The sequence below is a fragment of the Vibrio qingdaonensis genome, assembly GCF_026191675.1.
Classification (GTDB): domain Bacteria; phylum Pseudomonadota; class Gammaproteobacteria; order Enterobacterales; family Vibrionaceae; genus Vibrio; species Vibrio qingdaonensis.
The window spans coordinates 124,702-143,285 of sequence record NZ_JAKRRY010000001.1 but is presented as its reverse complement, the minus strand read 5'-3'; the positions used below and the strand labels follow the sequence as shown (position 1 = coordinate 143,285).

Here is an 18,584-nt window from a genome sequence, read left to right as displayed (position 1 = left end):
ATGAGATCACGAATAATTTTTTTCGTAGCTCTCATAGCTATATTGGTTGGTGGCTATGGAATCTATGATAGCGTATTAAAAAATAAAGACAAATCATCGGTTGTTGTTAATGAAATCGCCCCTCAGCCTAAAAAAGACTCAGTTGAATACATAACAGTATGGCGAACCCTCAATAATATAGACCGTGGTGAGTCGATAGCTAATGACGCTTTAAAGCGCGAGCAAATGCTGTTAACCGACGCTCTGGATGAAGGTTTACGTTCTGATGTTGAACTTGACTTTAGTCCATCGACTTTGTTTAACAGAGACCTACCCCAAGGTGCGCTCATCCTTCCGGAGTACATTACCCGTGAAAACGATCCCGGCTATATTGACCTTCTTGTGACTGAAGGGATGACATTGTATCCGCTTGTTGTCAGTAATAAAAATTTGATTAGTGACTTTATCCGTCCTGGTGAGCGTATTGATATTCTCACCGTAAGCTCACCAAGCTCTAACCTGTCTGGTGCCATTGAAAAACCGATTCGATTTAAAGGCGTAACCGCCACATTATTCTTACAAAATATCAAAGTATTGAATATGGGGGGAGAGGACAGCGAGCAAAAATTAAAGCCAGTGGCAGGCAAGAGCGAAGATGGCTTTACCACTATTATAATTGAAATCCCGCCGACTGAAGTGGCAAGACTAGCGCTAGCTCAACGGACAATGCACCTCGAAGTCTATCGCAGTCGTGAATATGAAGAACCGGTATACGCAGACGTTCGAAATGTAATGAGTAATTACATAGGCATTGAAGAAATGCGTGGTTCAAAAAATAAGAACGGACGTGAGGGTGAATTGTAATGGACGACAATTATCAAGTGCATTGGATGCACACACTGGCAGTAATGTTGTTATTGCTCTGTACTGTTAACGTTTATGCGGGTCAGCAATATATTACCGTTAACGACGCGAAGCATATCGAATTGGATGAGCGTATTACTAAGGTGTTTATCAGTGATCCTGATGTGGTTGATTACAACGTGATTAACGAAACGACCATTGTTGTGTTTGCCAAGGCAGTAGGACAGGCTCGTTTAATGGTTTACGGTGAATCTGAGAAGCTTCTTATGTCAGATAGAATCATAGCCGATATTGACTTAAGCCAAGTACGTCGTCAGATAAAGCTCCATTTCTCGGATGTTGATGTCAAAATTGAATCTGTCGGCAATCAAGTTGCCGTTAGTGGCATTGTTCACTCAGAACAGCAACGAGATGATATTTACAGAATGGTAGCGACTTTATTGGGCCGAGAAAAAACGGATCGTTGGGAGGAGACTCAAAAGCTCGAATTTAGAAAAGACTATGTCACATTAGAAGAACCGCAAAGCATGATTTTTGCGCGAAATATGACATGGGATGGCATTCTCGAACAGCTAGAAGTCGCAACGGTTCAACAAGTCAATGTAAAAATATCTGTCGCTCAGGTAACCGAGCGTTTCGCTGAAACCGTAGGGGTCGACTGGTCTTCCTTAGGGGCTAACGTTGGGCAGTTCTTATTTCAACAATTTGAGGCAGCCGACCTCACCACGCTCATTACTGCGTTAGGTAATGAAAATGTTGCCCAGGTTCTAGCTGAGCCTAATCTCACGGTTATATCGGGCGAGTCTGCCAGCTTTCTAGTGGGTGGTGAAATCCCCGTTATTGTCTCTACTAATAATAATGTCAACATTACGTTTAAAGAATTCGGCATTAAATTGGATTTGACCGCAAAAGTTCTGTCAGAAGAAAAAATTCGCATGCAATTATTTCCTGAAGTGAGCGAAGTCGAACGATATGTTCGTGCCGCGGGTATTGAAGTGCCACAACTTGCCACACGAAGAGCGATGACGACCATTGAGCTGGGAGACGGCGATAGTTTTGTTCTTGGAGGGCTAATGAGTAGTACCGATTTGGAAGAGATTCAAAAAACACCGCTACTCGGTGATATTCCAGTGCTTGGGGCGGCTTTTAGAAAGTCGTCAACAGATAGACGAAGAACTGAATTGCTTATTGTTGCCACGGTTAACCTGGTTAAACCAATGAAGAAAAGGGACATTCAACTCCCATACATCAGTAAAACCAATACATTACGACGTTGGTTGAATATCTCTGAACCTGAAGCGACAAATAGTGGAGATAACCCAACCATAGAACTGCTATCTAAAGGAGGGTTTATCCAATGAAGCTATGGCAAGGAATGCTAATCATACTAGCGCTTAGCGGTTGTAGTGAACGTTATTACAACGGCAAAGGTGCAGAGCTACTCGTATATCCAGAACAGCATGTCTATGAATTTACAGCAAAGACCCAGCTAGAAGCAACGAATAAGTTATCGAAGATTTTTGATTCAGTCGATGAAATTGATTCGGGGGCGGCTTATAGCATTGAGTACAAAAATGCGAAGTCTAAGAAACTACTCGACGCTTCATTAGCCGATAAGAAGCTATTACCTTATCAAGCAGAAGTGTTCACGATGACACGTAATGCAAGTTTGGCCAGTGACCTTAAAGTCACGATTACATTTCACGCTCTGCTCACGAAGCCATGTCAACCGTCAAGAATTGAATCTACTGAAATAAGCCGAAATTGTTTCTCCGAAGCAGCGCGTAGTCAACAAGTTGCACACAAAGAACGTTTAGTGGAGGGAATCTAATGTTCGATCTTACTAAGAAGCTTCCTGAAGTTGAAGCGTCAAAGCCAGTGCAACCAGCAAGTTCAGGACCTACTGGTTGTGCACTCATCTATCAGACGCAAGAGTGTCGCTCTTTGGTTGAAGAGTTGTTTGAATTTGAAGGTTGGGACGCACCGAATAGTATTGATAACAGCAACGTAGATAGCCAATTTTATGCGAAGCAAGATAGCAATTTAATCATTGTGGAATTAAACGAGTCTCAAAGTGTTGTTGAAGACGCACAAGCCATTGCTGCGACATTACCCACGCATAAAGGGGTTGTCATTATTGGTCAAGAAGATGCTATTTCGACATTACGCTCGCTTAAAGGTATGGGTTTTTACTACGTATTTTGGCCGATCAATAAATACGAATTTGCTGAATTCGTCATGCATGTAAATAATGACTTAAAGTCCTATTCGGGTGTGAGTAAAGAGCGTCGTGCCAAACGGGTCGCTGTGGTGGGCAGTAAAGGAGGTATTGGCACCTCCTATATTGCTACCGAGCTGAGTAGCAAGATGGCAGATGACGGTGTGGATACCATCTTAGTGGATCACCAATATCATGACAGCAATATAGATGTTCTTTTGGGGTTAACAAATCATGCCCCACGGGCGCTAGATGAGTTCTCTGTGCCGCTTCATGAGCTCGATCTTGAAGGGGCAATGAATTACCTACATCCGGTTTCTAGAGATTTACGATTGCTTTCTCTTCAAGGGGACGCCTTGGAGGCTGATCTGCTGGCCTACAACCAAGCACTGTGTGAGCTGTTGAGCAGGAATACGAATTTTATCGTAGAGGACTTTTCTGGCAGTGTTGATTTTCAGGTCGATTGTAAGATGCTCATCGACCATTACGACGTTGTTGCCATTGTTGTGGAGCCTTCTGTTGCCGCAGTTAGGAAGGCGAAAGCGTTGATTTCTAGTTTAGATGCTTTTCGAGAATCCACGCATAAACGTACACGCATTATTACCGTTGTTAACCACCATCGCCCTGACAAGAGTTTTGTTATAGAGCGTGATGAGATAGAAAAATATTTAGGCTCCAGTGTGGACCTTGACTTTGACTATTGCAAAAATTTACCTCATCTTCATGTCGATGGAAAGCGCGCCTATAAGCATGATAGACATGTTAGCCAAGCGATCAACAAGTTGGTTCACTTGGTCAATGGACGATCGGCTAATAAGTCCAAAGGACTGCTACAAAGGTTAGGTATACGATGAGCACGAATAAAGAAATATATGTTGCTTTTCGATCTCAAATCTTTGAGGCGTTAGATCCTGAAGCTATTCAGGCGCTCTCTCAAAAGGAAATTGAGACACAGATTCGTAGTGCAGTTGATGTATTGGCAAACAGTTTTGAACGCCCCATCACGGCGATGATGAAAAGCGGATTAGTCAAAAGTATGATGGATGAACTTTTTGGTCTTGGGCCGATTCAGCCGCTTGTTGAAGACCAAACAATCACCGATATTATGATTAACGGCCCGTCTGACGTGTTCTACGAAAGAGACGGAAAAATTCAGCGGTCTGAAATTTCATTTGTTAACGAAGAACAAGTTCTAGCGATTGCAAAACAAATTGCCGCAAGGGTAGGACGACGAGTTGATGAATTATCTCCAACCGTTGACGCTCGTCTTGAAGATGGTAGTCGGGTTAATATTGTCATTCCACCGATAGCTTTAGATGGCACATCTATTTCTATTCGTAAGTTTAGAGATCAAAACATTGGTGTCGAAGACCTCGTCGATTTTGGTTCTATGAATATCGACATGGCGCGTGTGCTATCGATAGCTTCTCGGTGTCGAATGAATGTACTGATATCGGGAGGAACTGGCTCGGGTAAGACGACGTTATTGAATGCACTGTCTCAGTATATTGAGGAAGATGAGCGAATCGTAACGATAGAAGATGCAGCTGAATTGCGTCTACAACAGCCGAACCTTGTGCGGTTAGAAACTCGAGCTGCGAGCATCGAACACACAGGAGTAGTCAGTCAGCGAGATCTTGTGATTAATGCCCTTCGAATGCGTCCCGACAGAATCATTCTCGGGGAGTGTCGGGGGCCAGAAGCTTTTGAAATGCTTCAGGCAATGAATACAGGTCATGATGGCTCTATGTCCACCCTGCATGCGAATACCCCACGAGATGCGATTAGTCGTGTCGAGTCGATGATTATGATGGCGAATTTGAATCAACCCCTGGACGCCATTCGTCGATCAATAGTAAGCGCCGTCCAAATTATCGTACAAATCTCGCGTTTAAGAGACGGTACGCGAAAAATCACCAGTATTTCTGAAATCGTCGGACTTGAGGGTGAAAGTGTCGTAATGGAAGAGTTGTATCGCTTTGAATACCAAGAGTCTGGATACGGAGAATCCGTGAAAGGGAAGTTTGTCACGCAAGGGATTATGCAGCGTTCAGAATTAGTGAAGAAGGCACAGTTTTTCGGCCTATACGAAGAATTAATGAGTTCATTCCAAGGAGCGAGTTTATGATGATTTGGTTTTCTCTTGTCCTGTTTGGTGTCGTCGCGTTAATGTTGATCACGGGGAAGAAACACAAAATCAGTCACTATTTCCCTGAAACAGAGGTGGGAGAGGAATCTGCTTCTGCAATTAATGTAGGCTCATTGGTGCCCAAAAAGGGTATAAAAAGAGCCCAAGAGTCATATCGATTTTCAGCCCAAAGTCTCGGACCAAGAGCGAATCTCCTTGTCATAACGTATTTAGTCATTTGTGGTTTTATTGCTTGGTATATTGGTTTTCAATTTTTAAAGAATAACGCTCTAATTGTTTCAATATCGGTAATGATAGGTTTAGTATTTATTGGTTATCAATGGCTTCAAGGACGTCGGTACAGACAATTCCAACAAAGCTTTCCGGACGCACTCAATATATTGATGAGTGCAATAACTGCGGGTGAAAGCCTGATGCAAGCGATAGGGTTCGTTGGCCAAAACTTGGACAATGAAATAGGGCGAGAATTCAAGAATATGGGTGATCGTTTAAAGCTTGGTGAAACGCCTGAAAAAGTACTGTTACGAGCCGCTAAACGCTTTCCTTATCCTGAGTTTATTTTCTTTACTATTACCCTTCGAGCCAATATTAGTCGCGGTGGTCAACTACGAGGTGTTCTAGCGCGTTTAATTCGAGTTTTGGTGGACTCAAGAACGATGGAAACTAAGAAAATGGCCATGACGTCTGAGGCCCGCATTTCGGCAAAAGTCGTAGCAGCCATACCGTTAATCTTTGCGATTATCCTATATCAAGTGAATCCAGATAATATTGATTTCATTTTGCATGACCCTGACGGCGTGTACGTATTTTATTATGTGGTGGGAAGTGAACTACTGGGTTTGTTCTTTGTGTGGCTGCTCGTTAAGGCGGTGAAGCTATGATATTGCCGCTCAGTATATTTTTTGTGATTGTTGCTATTGCCTTTATCATAAATGAAGGGTATCGCTCCCGTGCTCGAAGTAAGCGCTTATCTACATTAATGATAAAAAATCAGCCATTAATGCCGATTAAAACGAACCGGATTATTATCGGGTTTGCAAAAGAACAGAGAAAAGATCTAGAGCAAAAATTACTGGATGCGGGATACTATAATAAAAATCTCGCCAAATACTACCTTCCGAGTAAGGTGGTTGTCGCGATATTAGCTAGCGTGTTTGTTTTCTTTATTGATATTCCTCTACTGCACCAGTTGGCTGTGCTTATGATTGTGGCTGTCTCAATAATCATTGTCCCAGATATTTTGTTGGAAGCACGTCGACGTTATATGGTAAGGAAAATATCACGAAGCCTTCCATACTTGTTAGATATGATGTCCGTCTGTGTGCAAACCGGTATGACTATTGAAGCGGCATTAGATTATTTACATGCAGAACTCAAGGCGTTTGATAGAGATTTAAGTTATCAAATAAAGAAAACGTCTGACTCAAGTAAGATACATGGGATTGAAAAAGCGTTAAATGACTTAAATTATCGGTTACCGGCACCTGAAGTACAGAGCTTTGTGTTAACTATTGTGCAGAATTTGCATTATGGTACCTCGGTTGCAAATATATTGAGCGACTTGGCTGAAGATATGCGTCGTATTCAGTTGCTTAGGGTCGAAGAGAAGGTTGGTAAATTGGCGGCTAAAATGAGCGTGCCATTGATTCTACTGATTATGTTTCCCATCGTCATTTTGATTCTTGCACCAGGTGTGATGCAAGTGGACTTAAATTTAGGACAGTAATTATGAACATTACATGGATTGTTACTACGTTCATGGCGCTTTCAGTGGTTGGGTGTACATCAAGTAATGCTCCAACTCAGCAAGAAATGGTGTCCAGCATGGAAAGAGTGGAAAACCACGAAGGGTTGATTAAGCATTATAAAGGTCACTTACAGCAAAATCCGCAAGATCTTTTGGTGACTCAAGAGCTTGCAGAAGTGTATTTTGGGAAGGGAGATATCGAATCTGCTCGGTTTTACTCGGATCATTTACTTGATAAAGGCGTAAAAAATGCGCAGTTATACCAACTAAGCGGACAGATTTATGATAAACAAGGAGAGAGCGACGAAGCTGTAAAGCGTTATGTGCGTTCAACCGAACTAGGGAACAACACCAGTGAAATACATGTGTTACTCGGAATTTCATATAGTAAGTTGGATAGATTTGAACAAGCAGAAAAGGAATTTAACCAAGCAAGGCTGAAAGGGCACGATGATATTACGGTAAAAAATAATTTAGCTGTTGTTTATTTAGCTCAGGGCTATTATTCACGAGTGACTGAATTATTGGCACCGGTGTTCAAAGAAAATCCAAATAATGAGGTGGTCAAGGCGAATTTAGCAATTGCTTTTTTCAAACTTGGTCAATTTGGACAGGCAAGAGAGCTATTAAACGGAGATTATACCGATGCACAAGTATCCTTGATATCCAGTCAGCTCTACAAATTTGATGGTTAATTATTATGTATGCTAATAAGTTACGTCAAACAGGGGTTACGACTATTGAGTTTTCAATTGGCGCAATAGTATTAATTTTAACAACCTTGATGATATTTGAGGCGAGTTATCATATCTATGTCAATAATCTGGTTGATTATGCTTTAAGGGAAACCGTAAGAAATACACAGTTTTTTGCTGGTGAGAGTACCCATACTAATTATCAAAGTCGAATCAATAACCTCGTGACTAACGATGGGCATCTGTGGAGCTTTATGGCACCACACGAGAATTTCACGTTAACGGGAAGATACTTTAATTCATATTCTGAATTTGTCAATAACACTGGTTTGTCTGAAACCCATGACGACTTTACTGGGCAGTATACATTAGCAGAGTTAACACTGTCTTATGAATATACACCGATTATTAATTTGTTTGGCAATGAACCGCATACTATTTCAAGAACAACTGTGTTGAACTTGGAACATGAGGGTTGGGGAGAATAATGATGAAGTATTCAACTCAGACTCAACAAGGGGCGTTTGTCATTGAATTGGTGATTGTATTGATCATTTTTGTCGGTATCTACTTATTCATGACCGATATCAGCCATAAGTTGTTAGTGCGTGCTCAACTGGATCGTACCAGTTTTGCACTTGTGAATATATTAAAAGAACGCACGCGTTTTTATGGCGGTGTAACGTCATTATCGGCGTCTGATCAAAGTGATATGACTGCACTGGCTAACCGAATGCTGAATAAGAACGCATCGAACCTTGCGATTAAAATTGAAGCGTTACATAACAAAGAAACGGTAGAAACCTTTACAAGTGCGCCTTATGACAGTTTAGGGTGTCAAGCGGTAGCAATATCTGAAAAAAGCGCGTTAGCTCCCGTTGAAGACGGTACGATTTACTCCTTGTATCAAGTAAGTTTATGCGACCAAAAGGATTCATGGTTTGCGAATTTTTGGGGAAACTCTGGAACACCTACTTTCACGATCACGTCAAGTTCAGTAGTGGCGGGGAGGTAATATGAAGTACCTAAATGCACTAAAGACAAACAGAATGAAGAGGCAGCAAGGTATCGCTGCAGTATGGATGGCATTCACACTCGTGCCTATACTCGGTGTGACCTTTTGGGCCGTAGAAGGCACACGTTATATTCAGGAAACTAACCGATTAAGGGATGCGGCAAAGGCGGCGTCGATAGCAGAAACTATTGAAGATAAACGTGATAGCTATGGCGTTGATGAACAAAGGATATCAGATGCTTATATCCATGATTATGTAAGGAATATTCAAGTATCGAATGTTGCAGTGGAGTGGGTTCACCAGCCACAAACTGATACTCAAGATGAGTACATAGAGTACTCTGTGAATGCGACGACGACTCATAACTCTTGGTTTGCCAGTAATTTAATTCCTTCTTTTGATACAACCGAAGATTTAAACGGGATTGGCGTGGCAAAAAAATACCCCATTATCTTGGGAGACAAAAATATTGATATCGTTTTTGTCTCTGATTTTTCTGGGTCAATGAGCTGGCAATGGGGGAGTAATTCTTCTTGTACGAGTTCAAACTGCAAGATTGCTGATTTAAAGGTTGCGGTTAAAGCTATTGCTGACAAGTTACTCTGTTCTGATGTTAGCGTTGATGCGGTAACGGGGGAGGACGTTTGTAACGATGATGATCAAGGTGGGTTGTCGAGTAAGTTAGATAATCGTATAGCGATTGTCCCTTTTAATATTCGGACCCGTGAGACGAATAATTCAGGCACTGAGTTTGCTGTCAGTCAGTTACGATATAGAGATGACGTTAGTACCTCTGATTCAGAACGAAGCTATGAACAAGTGAACTGGAATAAATGGAGAAAATACAGTTCAGAGGATATTTATGATTGTGCAGACGATCAGAGTGATTGTCCGAATCAGAGATCTGGAGAAAGAAAACAAGCACAGCGACTAGTGAGTATTTTTGATATCGACGATGATGATGATCGCTCCTATCATGCTGATGTCTATGACTATGTGAATTTTTCGTTAACAGTGAATGAAATGTTTGACAGTACTTTCCCATCCTTAAAAACTAAGTATCGAGTCAGTGAAAACGAGCTTTATCGAGGCTACGGGAGCTCGAGTGACGGGCAGTTTTTTAATATCGATTTGACGAGCAATCGGGACGACATCGACCAAATTGACGATATGTTTGCTAGTGGTAGTACCGCCGCGTTTCAAGGAATGCTCAGAGGATTTCAACATTTAGCTGCAGGTAAACCGGATACGACAGATGAAAATGAACTCGCCACTTATGATGAAAAAATCAAAATGGTTATCGTCTTAAGTGATGGAGTGGAAAGCCCAAATAATGGAATATTGAGTGCGTTAGTAACCGAAGGAATGTGTGATAAGGCACGAGAAGAGATACCGGGTTTGTATATAGCCGTTATAGGCATTGATTTCCAAGCATCTGAGCAAAGTGGTTTCCAAGACTGCGTGATTGATGTGGATGAAGATATTATCGATGTAACGGATACAGATGATTTTATTGAAGTACTGGAAGAGTTAATTAAAAAAGGGTCTCGTGGTACAGGCGTAACGAGACTGTATGGGTGATTAGGAATGTCAAAATTACATGCATTGATTGCAACCAGCGTATTCGTGTCTTCTTTTGCAGTTGCAGAAGACCCTAGTTCTTTCATTAGTGAGTACTGTGGAACCAAACACTATGAGTACTCACATAAGATCACCATTGGTGAGGTGACCGGAATAGGTTCTCATCGAAATGGTTTTCTTCAGGTTACGGAAACGAGTAATGACGATGAATTGAAAATGCTCTTGTTAAAACGCTCGTCTCTATTAACGGATAAGAGCGATTGCTTAACGTATATTTCCAATCTAGGCATTGCCTCGTTTGGAGAGGCGACCGATAAGGGCTACTTGGTCGCTCGAGTTCACTTTGCATTTGATAAGTACAATCTTACCCCACTGGCTAAAGACGTGTTATCAGGCGTTGCACGACAACTCGCCGAGAATAACTATCAAGTCACGGTAGAAGGCCACACGGATTGGATCGGCAGCAAATCTTACAACCAAGCCTTAGGGTTGAATCGAGCGCAAAGCACCGCAAGTGAGTTGTACGGATATGGTATTGAAAAGCAAAATACGACGCTGAAATCTTTTGGTGAGTCCGAGCCTATCGCTTCGAATAAATCTAAAGATGGGCGTTCTCAAAATCGCCGTTCAGATGTGTATATACCTGTGGAAGAGTCTGTAAGTAGCGATTCTAATTAAGCGACATAGTTAAGACTCATATAAGAGCCAGCGATGCTGACTTTTATATGAGGTAGATAGGCGGATGTACTGATACGTCTGCTTACTCAAACCACTTCAATTTATTGTGCAATTGCGTCACGCTCCCAACCACAATTAGTGCCGGGCTTTGCGCTTCGTTCGCCATTTGTGGCAGCGTGTGCAGTTCGCCTTGAAAGACTCGTTGCTCTCTACGAGTTCCGTTTTCAATAATGGCGCAAGGCGTGTTGGCATCAAGTCCATGTTCGATCAGTTGCGTCGTGATGTGTCCGCTTTGTTTAAGGCCCATATAGAAGACAAGGGTGTTGTTCGATTGTGCTAACGCGCTCCACTCAATTTCGCGCCCGTCTTTTTGCACGTGACCAGTAATAAATTGCACACTTTGTGCATGATCTCGGTGGGTTAGGGGAATACCAGCGTAGGCGGTCGCACCAGCCGCCGCAGTTATACCTGGAACCACTTCAAAGTTAATGTTGTTTTCTGCAAGTGTTTCGAGTTCTTCACCGCCGCGACCAAAGATAAATGAGTCGCCGCCTTTTAGCCTGATAACTTTTTTACCCGCTAACGCCTTATCCACTAAGATTTGATTGATTTGATCTTGAGGAACGCAGTGAAAATCGAGTTTTTTCCCGACATAGATAAGCTCAGCATTGGGTTTCGCTAGCGCGAGAATTTCGGTTGAAACGAGTCGATCATAAACCACAACATCTGCGGCTTGAATGACGCGATAGCCTTTTACGGTTAATAAGTCAGGGTCACCGGGACCTGCACCAACCAATGAAACAAAGCCGCGCGTTAATGGGTTAGGAGTGGTGGTCATTATAATGCCTATCCGTCAAATTTGATTATAAAGAGTAACACTCACAATGTGGTATGAAGTCGTTACTTTTTATCGCCAAATCTATCTAAGTGCAGTCTCACATAAGCATGAAACTGCACTTAACCTGTTAATTACTAAGTATGTTAATTAGAACGTATCAATTACTTAGTGCTTAGCACAGGTTCAACGTTAGCAGCGGTGTTGGTCTCTGCGTTGATTGCTGGTGCTGTTTTAGCGTGCGTTAAGTATAGAGGAATACACGTCATCACCAAGCCACCAACAATGTTACCGAGAATAGTTGGGATTAAGTTGAAGTTCAACCAAGTTGCAATGCCAAAGTCCGCACCTAGAATCATGCCCAGTGGGAATAGGAACATGTTAACAACCGTGTGCTCAAATACTAATGCGAAGAAGATGAAGATAGGGAACCACATCATCGCGACGCGTCCTGATACAGAGCGTGCTGTCATGTTACCGATCACGCCTAAGCAAACCATAAGGTTACAAAAGATGCCACGTACAAAACAGGTAATCCAGCCATCCATACCCATGTTCTCAAAACCTAAGCTGCGAGCCGTAGACACGGCGATGAATTTTTTTGCTACCGCGTTAAGTTCAAGAGAGAAGTTACCCGTCAGTGATACCGCAACAAGGTAAGCTACGATTAAAGAACCGATTAGGTTACCTAAGCCCACAATACCCCAGCAACGGAAAATACGATTCCAAGTAATACCCGGGCGATTAGCAAATTTTGCGAGAGGTGCAAGACCAAACACACCGGTTACAAGGTCATAGCCCATTACACTTAAGATAACAAAGCCCACAGGGAAGACGAGTGCGCCAACAACGCCCATACCCGTTTGAACGATAGTGGTGATAGCGACCACAACCGCAAGAGAAAGGATGATACCTGCCATCGTACTGCGGATGAGTAGATCACGCGTGCTGGTGTTTGTTTTTGCTTCGCCAACATTGATCATGGTTTGCACGAACTGTGCAGGTTTAAAATCATCAGACATAAAATTGTCCCTATAAAAGTTTAAGTTAAAAGTTAAGATTGAATAGTGATAGGGGCTGAAACGTGTTCTTAGTTGCTAGAACGGACAACCCCTATAAGCTATTCAGTCTCGAAATTAGGCTGAGATTTCTACTTTGCCTTTCGTCACTCGTGTCTTGTACGCTTTTACGCTAAAACGTTCGTCTTCCAGACATAGACCTGTGCTTAGATTAAAGCGTTGCTTCTTTAGTGGGCTTGCTACCCAAAGTTCCCCTTGGTGTTCACAAGTCAAACCACGAGAAAGCACGTTTGAGCGAGCAAATGGATCCATATTGCTGATAGCAAAGACTTCTTCGTTATCTCTTGGACGGAAAATTGCTACTTGTTGTCCATCTATTAATGCACAAACGCCCGTTCCAGGAATGATGTCTTGGATATCGCATACTTTTTGAAATGCCATGATTATTTCTCCAGCTCTACGTGTAGGATGTCGCCCTTAGCATCAGGGTGCTTCTCTGTGTAAGTGGCTGGACGGTGTTGTTCACGCTCTTGTACGAAAACAACATTGTCATCACGTAAATCACTGTTAATGAAGTGAGCAAAACGATTATGTTGAGATTCGTCTTCAACCGCATTGGTCCATTCACAACTGAAGTTACCGATAAGCTTCGCGACGTCTGCTTCAAGCTGCTCATTAATGCCAAGCTTATTGTCGACAATCACTTCACGAAGGTAGTCAACGCCGCCTTCCATGTTATCCATCCATACAGAGGTGCGTTGTAGTGGTGCAGCGGTACGAATGTAAAACATCATGAAACGGTCGATGTATTGGATCAATGTTGCTTCGTCTAAGTCAGAAGCTAGTAGGTCGGCGTGACGAGGTTTCATACCGCCATTACCACACACGTACATGTTCCAACCTGCATCAGTTGCGATGATACCTAAATCTTTACCTTGCGCTTCCGCACACTCACGAGTACAGCCAGAGACACCAAACTTCATCTTATGAGGAGTACGAATGCCTTTGTAGCGATTCTCAATGCGAGAGCCTAAGCCTACAGAATCCTGCACACCATAACGACACCATGTTGAACCGACACAAGTTTTCGCCATGCGTAACGCTTTCGCGTACGCTTGTCCTGTTTCGTAACCCGCGGCAATTAATTTTTTCCAAATAGTTGGAAGGTCATCTTTTTGCGCACCAAATAGACCAATACGCTGTGCGCCAGTCACTTTGGTATAAAGGTTATATTCAGCAGCCACTTCCGCCAAAACTTTAAGCGCTTGTGGTGTCACTTCACCACCCGCCATACGAGGAATGACCGAGTAGGTACCATCTTTCTGGATGTTACCAAGGAAGTTATCGTTGGTATCATGAAGCTTAACCAGCTCAGGCTTGAGGATATGCTCACCCCAGCAAGATGCCAAAATGGAGCCTGCTAGCGGCTTACATACTTCACAGCCGTAGCCTTTACCGTGTTTTTCTAACAGTTCTTCGAACGTTTTGATTTCTTCGATACGGATCAGGTGGAACAGTTCTTGGCGAGAATAGGCAAAGTGTTCACATACGTCGTTTTTAACTTCAATACCAGATTTTGCAAGTTCTGCATTAAGCACTGAAGTTACAAGCGGAATACAACCGCCACAACCTGTACCGGCACCTGTTACGGCTTTGATATCACCAATGGTGTGGTGACCGTCAGCAACCGCTTGAGCAATTTTGCCTTTTGTTACGTCGAAACAAGAACAAATAACCGCTGTTTCAGGCAGTGAATCTGCACCCAATGATGGTTTTTCTGCACCGGCGTGAGCAGGAAGGATAAGGGTGTCTGGGTGCTCAGGTAGCTCAATGTTGTTCAGTTTCAGTTGTAACAAGTCACCGTAATCAGACGTATCACCGACCATGACCGCGCCAAGAAGTTGCTTACCGTCTTCAGATACAATGATGCGCTTGTACACTTCTTGTTCTTCGTTTTGGTAAACATAGCTTTTACAGCCTGGTGTGCGACCGTTTGCATCACCAATTGAACCAACTTTTACGCCAAGAAGTTTTAACTTCGCGCTCATGTCAGCACCTTCGAACTGACTGTCGTTGCCAACGAGGTGATCGACAGCCACGGTTGCCATCTTATAACCTGGAGCAACGAGGCCGTAGAATGTACGGTTCCAAGAAGCACACTCACCAATTGCGTAGACGTCGGCATCGGTGGTTTGGCAGTGGTTATTGATTTCAATACCACCACGCGGTGCGATACCTAAGCCCATCTGACGAGCAAGTTTGTCTTGTGGACGAATACCCGCCGAAAATACGATGAAATCAACTTCGAGATCGGTGCCGTCCGCAAATACCATGGTGTTACGTGCTGTCTCACCTTCAGGTTTGATTTCTAACGTATTCTTGCTGGTATGGACTTGAACGCCCATGCGTTCAATCTTGTTGCGAAGTTGCATGCCACCTTGAAGATCAAGTTGCTCGGCCATCAGTACTGGTGCAAATTCGATAACGTGAGTGGTAACACCCAGCGCTTTCAATGCGCCAGCCGCTTCTAAGCCCAGTAAACCGCCACCGATAACGACGCCGCTTTTACTTTTCTTAGCTGTTGCTTCTATCGACTTTAGATCTTCGATAGTGCGGTAGACAAAGCAGTCTTTACTTTCATTGCCTTTGATCGGCGGTACAAACGGGTAAGAACCGGTTGCTAGGATGAGCTTGTCGTACTTGATTTCACGACCAGTACTGGAGTAAACGATTTTATTCTCACGGTTAATGTTGATCGCACGTTCGCCGATTAACACATTGATGCCGTGTTTTTCATAAAAGCCTTCTTTAACTAAAGAAAGTTCGTCAGCCGTATGGTGAGAGAAATAAGAGGAGAGGTGGACACGGTCGTAAGCGACGCGCGGTTCTTCGCAAAAAACGGTAATGTCTAAGTTGGTCACATCGGTCTTGTCGACTAAGTCTTCAAGATACCGATGACCTACCATGCCGTTACCGATCACGACAAGCTTCATCTTGCTCATATTAATACCTAAGGGTTATTCTTCAAGTCTACGCGCATTGTTAATTGTGAAAGAAAATTAATATATGATGTAAATCAATTACAGAATTAAACTACTCTAAAGGGGTAGATGAATTGGGTAACTAATCACCATGATGGTGGTATGTGAGGCTATGTATAGTGGTTTCGAATGGCAGACGGTTTAATTCAATGGCTTGTTAATGATGTTGCCGCTATGAGCCGTCATTTTTAGTGATGTATTTACTCATATTGTAACTTACTTACATAAACCTTTCACTTTGTGTGGTTTATAAGGAAAAGCCATAACTATATGGAATTTTATTCTATAAACCTTGGCTCACAGTATCCTAGCTTATTGGTGACAACATTATAAACAAGGTCAGTTGGTCCGGCTCTTAATCGTGACATGAATTACAAGGAGGGAATATGAATATATTTCATATCCAAGCAGTAAATCATTACCTTTATCCTCTCTTTATTGGTTGGCTGTAATGGCAGTGGAGGAGACTCAAGTTCTGACACACAGAATCAAGCGATTCCCACGTCTCAGTTAACGCTGCCTGAACAGCTGGAGGTGGTGACCAATGAAAACGACTAATCTAATTCCTATTTTATTTATGGTTTCGCCACTTTGTCTTTATGGCGCTTATGACGATACGGAGACTGACTATACGTTAGCGGAACAACGAACTCATGTTTGGAATGAAGCGCTAGAGCCGATTGAACTCGTGAACAGCATTTTATGTTTCACTGCTCAGTTTAACAGTGTTGAGTTTGCTAATCAGGGGGCTTATCTCGTGTTGGCTGATGAAGCGCTTTGTTTTGAGGAGGAAAAATCGGCAGCGACGGGTCAGTCATCGGCAGGTGGTAATCAAACCCAATTAATGAAAGCCGTCAGTACTGTTGAGCGTTCTTCAGATGAAGACCCATTGCTTGTGAGTGTTTGGCTGCCTGATATGGGCAAGGGTGACGAAGGCGAACAAGCCATTAAGTTCAAAGCACAAATACGAGATGGAGCAACGGACGCCAACCCATTTGGTGACTTTACTTTCAATTTTGATTTTTATGATAACTTTACTCAGAACAATCAAGCTGGTGGCGGTGAAGTTAAAACGATATCAGATTTAGAAGGGAAGATTGGGTTTACGTTATTTGAGCAAGGCAATCATGGCGGTAGCGAAAGCTATAAACAATGTGCGAGCGTTGTCATGTCTGAAGATAGAACGAATGGCGTGGCGCTAACAGGAAGCTCCAATGGCAGTGGTGGACAAACTTTTGCCTTAGCTTTTAATGAAAATAGGGTGTTAGTACAAAGCACCAATGGTGGGTTTGATGATTTACCCTATAAATCGGGAGATCATGCGACGGCTACCCAATGCCTCAGTCGAACTGAGTTGACAGCGTATGTCCATCGTTATGATTTGTTTGACTCGACTACGGGTGAAATGGTGGAAATCAATAGTGGTTTTCCAATTCGTTATGATTCGACAGGTGGCAGCAACCCCGATAGTTATGGGTTTGTAGGGTATTGGGGGGTTTGGACTGAGAGTGGCCATCAGTTCAGTAACGGTGATGCTGTGATCAGAGAGAGTGATAACCAGCAAGAGTCACTCTCGATTATCACAGCGCCGGGGCGCCTTATCAAAAATAGTGTCAAGTCCTTGGCGCTAACTGAGCTTACGGGCATTGAATTCCAATATTGGGATGATGAGGTATATCAAAATGGTTCATTTGATCAATGGGTCGTGAATTATAGTAATCAACAATTTGTGAAAATAGGTAAGCTATCTTGGCAAGAGAATGGTCCAAGCATTGAGCAACTTGATACACCGATTACTATTTCGTTAAATGCATACGACAGTCTTCATATGTATTCGGAACAACTTGGTGGAGAAGTGAAGTATTTAAGTGGTGAAGACAACATTACTTTTTATGTGCAAACGTTTATCGACGGTTCCCAAAACGGTGATGCGCAAATACCAAACAACGGCACTATCACGCTCACTTGTTATGATAATTGCCCAACGGGTAACATAGATCCGCAACATATTGCCGAGTATTGGGGGGAAAGTAGCCCATTTGAAACAGGTAATGATGCGCCGTACAATTATACCTACTCAATTAGTGGCGATAATGCGTTAACACTGGTTAGTGTCGCAAGTGGCGAGCGAGTTGCGTTTGACTCTGCTGTTACCACAACCATGTTAGAATCGACGCCTCACCATTGGGGGGTAAGAACGGGCCCTATGGTACTTTCAAGTCAATCGGTAACGGACTCGTGGAAAATGTATGACCCCCAAATCGTTCAAGAGTTTTATGTCTGGGAAACCGGAGTCAACGAGTGGAATCATTTGACGACCGTACAAGACAGTAATGGCGATATTGTTAGTTTTGATCGACCCATTCAATTTAGTTATATCCACCGTTCACTCAATGACCGTAGCGGTGATGCTGGCGATTATGCTAGTCAAACTTTTATGATTAATTACGGTGGGAATGGAGACTTATGGGGGATTCCAAGTATCAAAAGTGGTGAGAGTAGCCATTATCGTGCGGCATTCTCTATCAATGATGGTGTGTTAATGGGAGGCGCTCAGCAATATGTGATTAAAGCACGAGAAATCGAAGAATTGATGACGCCACTATCCAGTTCTGAGTGCAGTACACTAACTCTGCAAGATCCAGCTGTTGATGTGCCGACGTCAGTTACGGGTGGCGCTGATATTGGCAGTATGCCTTTGGTAGAGGGGGAGCCAGCGGTGATTGCCGGGGTGACTCAATAAAAGGGTAAGGCTCCTAATA

Annotated in this window: 17 protein-coding genes; 13 read left to right on the top strand and 4 right to left on the bottom strand. The window is 43.0% G+C overall.

What is annotated here, in order from left to right:
* Genes cpaB through MD535_RS00505 form a run of 12 tightly spaced genes read left to right on the top strand, consistent with a single transcriptional unit; the run spans window position 1 to window position 10,927 of the window.
* Window positions 1-843 (top strand): Flp pilus assembly protein CpaB, encoded by an 843-nt coding sequence (cpaB, locus tag MD535_RS00560; protein ID WP_265672940.1) that lies wholly within the window; start codon window positions 1-3, stop codon window positions 841-843.
* On the top strand, window positions 843-2,204 hold the full coding sequence (locus tag MD535_RS00555) for a type II and III secretion system protein family protein (RefSeq protein WP_265672939.1): 1,362 nt from the start codon (window positions 843-845) through the stop codon (window positions 2,202-2,204). Before cpaB ends, MD535_RS00555 begins: the two co-directional genes overlap by 1 nt.
* On the top strand, window positions 2,201-2,674 hold the full coding sequence (locus MD535_RS00550; RefSeq protein ID WP_265672938.1) for a hypothetical protein: 474 nt from the start codon (window positions 2,201-2,203) through the stop codon (window positions 2,672-2,674). Before MD535_RS00555 ends, MD535_RS00550 begins: the two co-directional genes overlap by 4 nt.
* Window positions 2,674-3,915 (top strand): AAA family ATPase, encoded by a 1,242-nt coding sequence (locus MD535_RS00545; protein WP_265672937.1) that lies wholly within the window; start codon window positions 2,674-2,676, stop codon window positions 3,913-3,915. The genes MD535_RS00550 and MD535_RS00545 overlap by 1 nt, the downstream gene beginning before the upstream one ends.
* Window positions 3,912-5,189, top strand: coding sequence for a CpaF family protein (locus MD535_RS00540; protein ID WP_265672936.1), 1,278 nt, complete (start codon window positions 3,912-3,914; stop codon window positions 5,187-5,189). The genes MD535_RS00545 and MD535_RS00540 overlap by 4 nt, the downstream gene beginning before the upstream one ends.
* Window positions 5,189-6,091 (top strand): type II secretion system F family protein, encoded by a 903-nt coding sequence (locus MD535_RS00535; RefSeq protein ID WP_265673241.1) that lies wholly within the window; start codon window positions 5,189-5,191, stop codon window positions 6,089-6,091. The genes MD535_RS00540 and MD535_RS00535 overlap by 1 nt, the downstream gene beginning before the upstream one ends.
* Window positions 6,088-6,936, top strand: coding sequence for a type II secretion system F family protein (locus tag MD535_RS00530; protein ID WP_265672935.1), 849 nt, complete (start codon window positions 6,088-6,090; stop codon window positions 6,934-6,936). The genes MD535_RS00535 and MD535_RS00530 overlap by 4 nt, the downstream gene beginning before the upstream one ends.
* A 2-nt stretch (window positions 6,937-6,938) precedes the next feature.
* Window positions 6,939-7,652, top strand: coding sequence for a tetratricopeptide repeat protein (locus MD535_RS00525; RefSeq protein ID WP_265672934.1), 714 nt, complete (start codon window positions 6,939-6,941; stop codon window positions 7,650-7,652).
* 5 nt (window positions 7,653-7,657) lie between these two features.
* Window positions 7,658-8,140: a TadE family protein gene (locus MD535_RS00520; RefSeq protein WP_265672933.1), complete on the top strand. Its 483-nt coding sequence runs from the start codon at window positions 7,658-7,660 to the stop codon at window positions 8,138-8,140.
* Entirely contained in the window at window positions 8,140-8,667 is a 528-nt protein-coding gene (tadF, locus tag MD535_RS00515; RefSeq protein WP_265672932.1) for a tight adherence pilus pseudopilin TadF, read from the top strand. The genes MD535_RS00520 and tadF overlap by 1 nt, the downstream gene beginning before the upstream one ends.
* Before the next feature lies 1 nt (window position 8,668).
* Window positions 8,669-10,249, top strand: a complete 1,581-nt coding sequence (locus tag MD535_RS00510) for a TadE/TadG family type IV pilus assembly protein (RefSeq protein ID WP_265672931.1) — start codon at window positions 8,669-8,671, stop codon at window positions 10,247-10,249.
* A gap of 6 nt (window positions 10,250-10,255) precedes the next feature.
* Window positions 10,256-10,927, top strand: coding sequence for an OmpA family protein (locus MD535_RS00505; RefSeq protein ID WP_265672930.1), 672 nt, complete (start codon window positions 10,256-10,258; stop codon window positions 10,925-10,927).
* 82 nt (window positions 10,928-11,009) lie between these two features.
* Here MD535_RS00505 and cobA read toward each other — a convergent pair whose 3' ends face one another.
* From cobA to nirB, 4 genes are all read right to left on the bottom strand, one after another.
* Window positions 11,010-11,765 (bottom strand): uroporphyrinogen-III C-methyltransferase, encoded by a 756-nt coding sequence (cobA, locus tag MD535_RS00500; protein WP_265672929.1) that lies wholly within the window; start codon window positions 11,763-11,765, stop codon window positions 11,010-11,012.
* Window positions 11,766-11,926: 161 nt separating this feature from the next.
* Entirely contained in the window at window positions 11,927-12,784 is an 858-nt protein-coding gene (locus tag MD535_RS00495; protein WP_265672928.1) for a formate/nitrite transporter family protein, read from the bottom strand.
* A 114-nt stretch (window positions 12,785-12,898) separates the two neighbouring features.
* Window positions 12,899-13,222: a nitrite reductase small subunit NirD gene (nirD, locus tag MD535_RS00490; protein ID WP_265672927.1), complete on the bottom strand. Its 324-nt coding sequence runs from the start codon at window positions 13,220-13,222 to the stop codon at window positions 12,899-12,901.
* A gap of 2 nt (window positions 13,223-13,224) precedes the next feature.
* The gene (gene nirB, locus MD535_RS00485; protein ID WP_265672926.1) at window positions 13,225-15,783 is read right to left on the bottom strand and encodes a nitrite reductase large subunit NirB; all 2,559 of its coding nucleotides are present in this window, start codon (window positions 15,781-15,783) and stop codon (window positions 13,225-13,227) included.
* A 583-nt stretch (window positions 15,784-16,366) separates the two neighbouring features.
* On the opposite strand from nirB, the gene MD535_RS00480 reads away from it, so the two are divergent.
* Window positions 16,367-18,565, top strand: a complete 2,199-nt coding sequence (locus MD535_RS00480; RefSeq protein WP_265672925.1) for a hypothetical protein — start codon at window positions 16,367-16,369, stop codon at window positions 18,563-18,565.
* The last annotated feature ends 19 nt before the right edge of the window (window positions 18,566-18,584 follow it).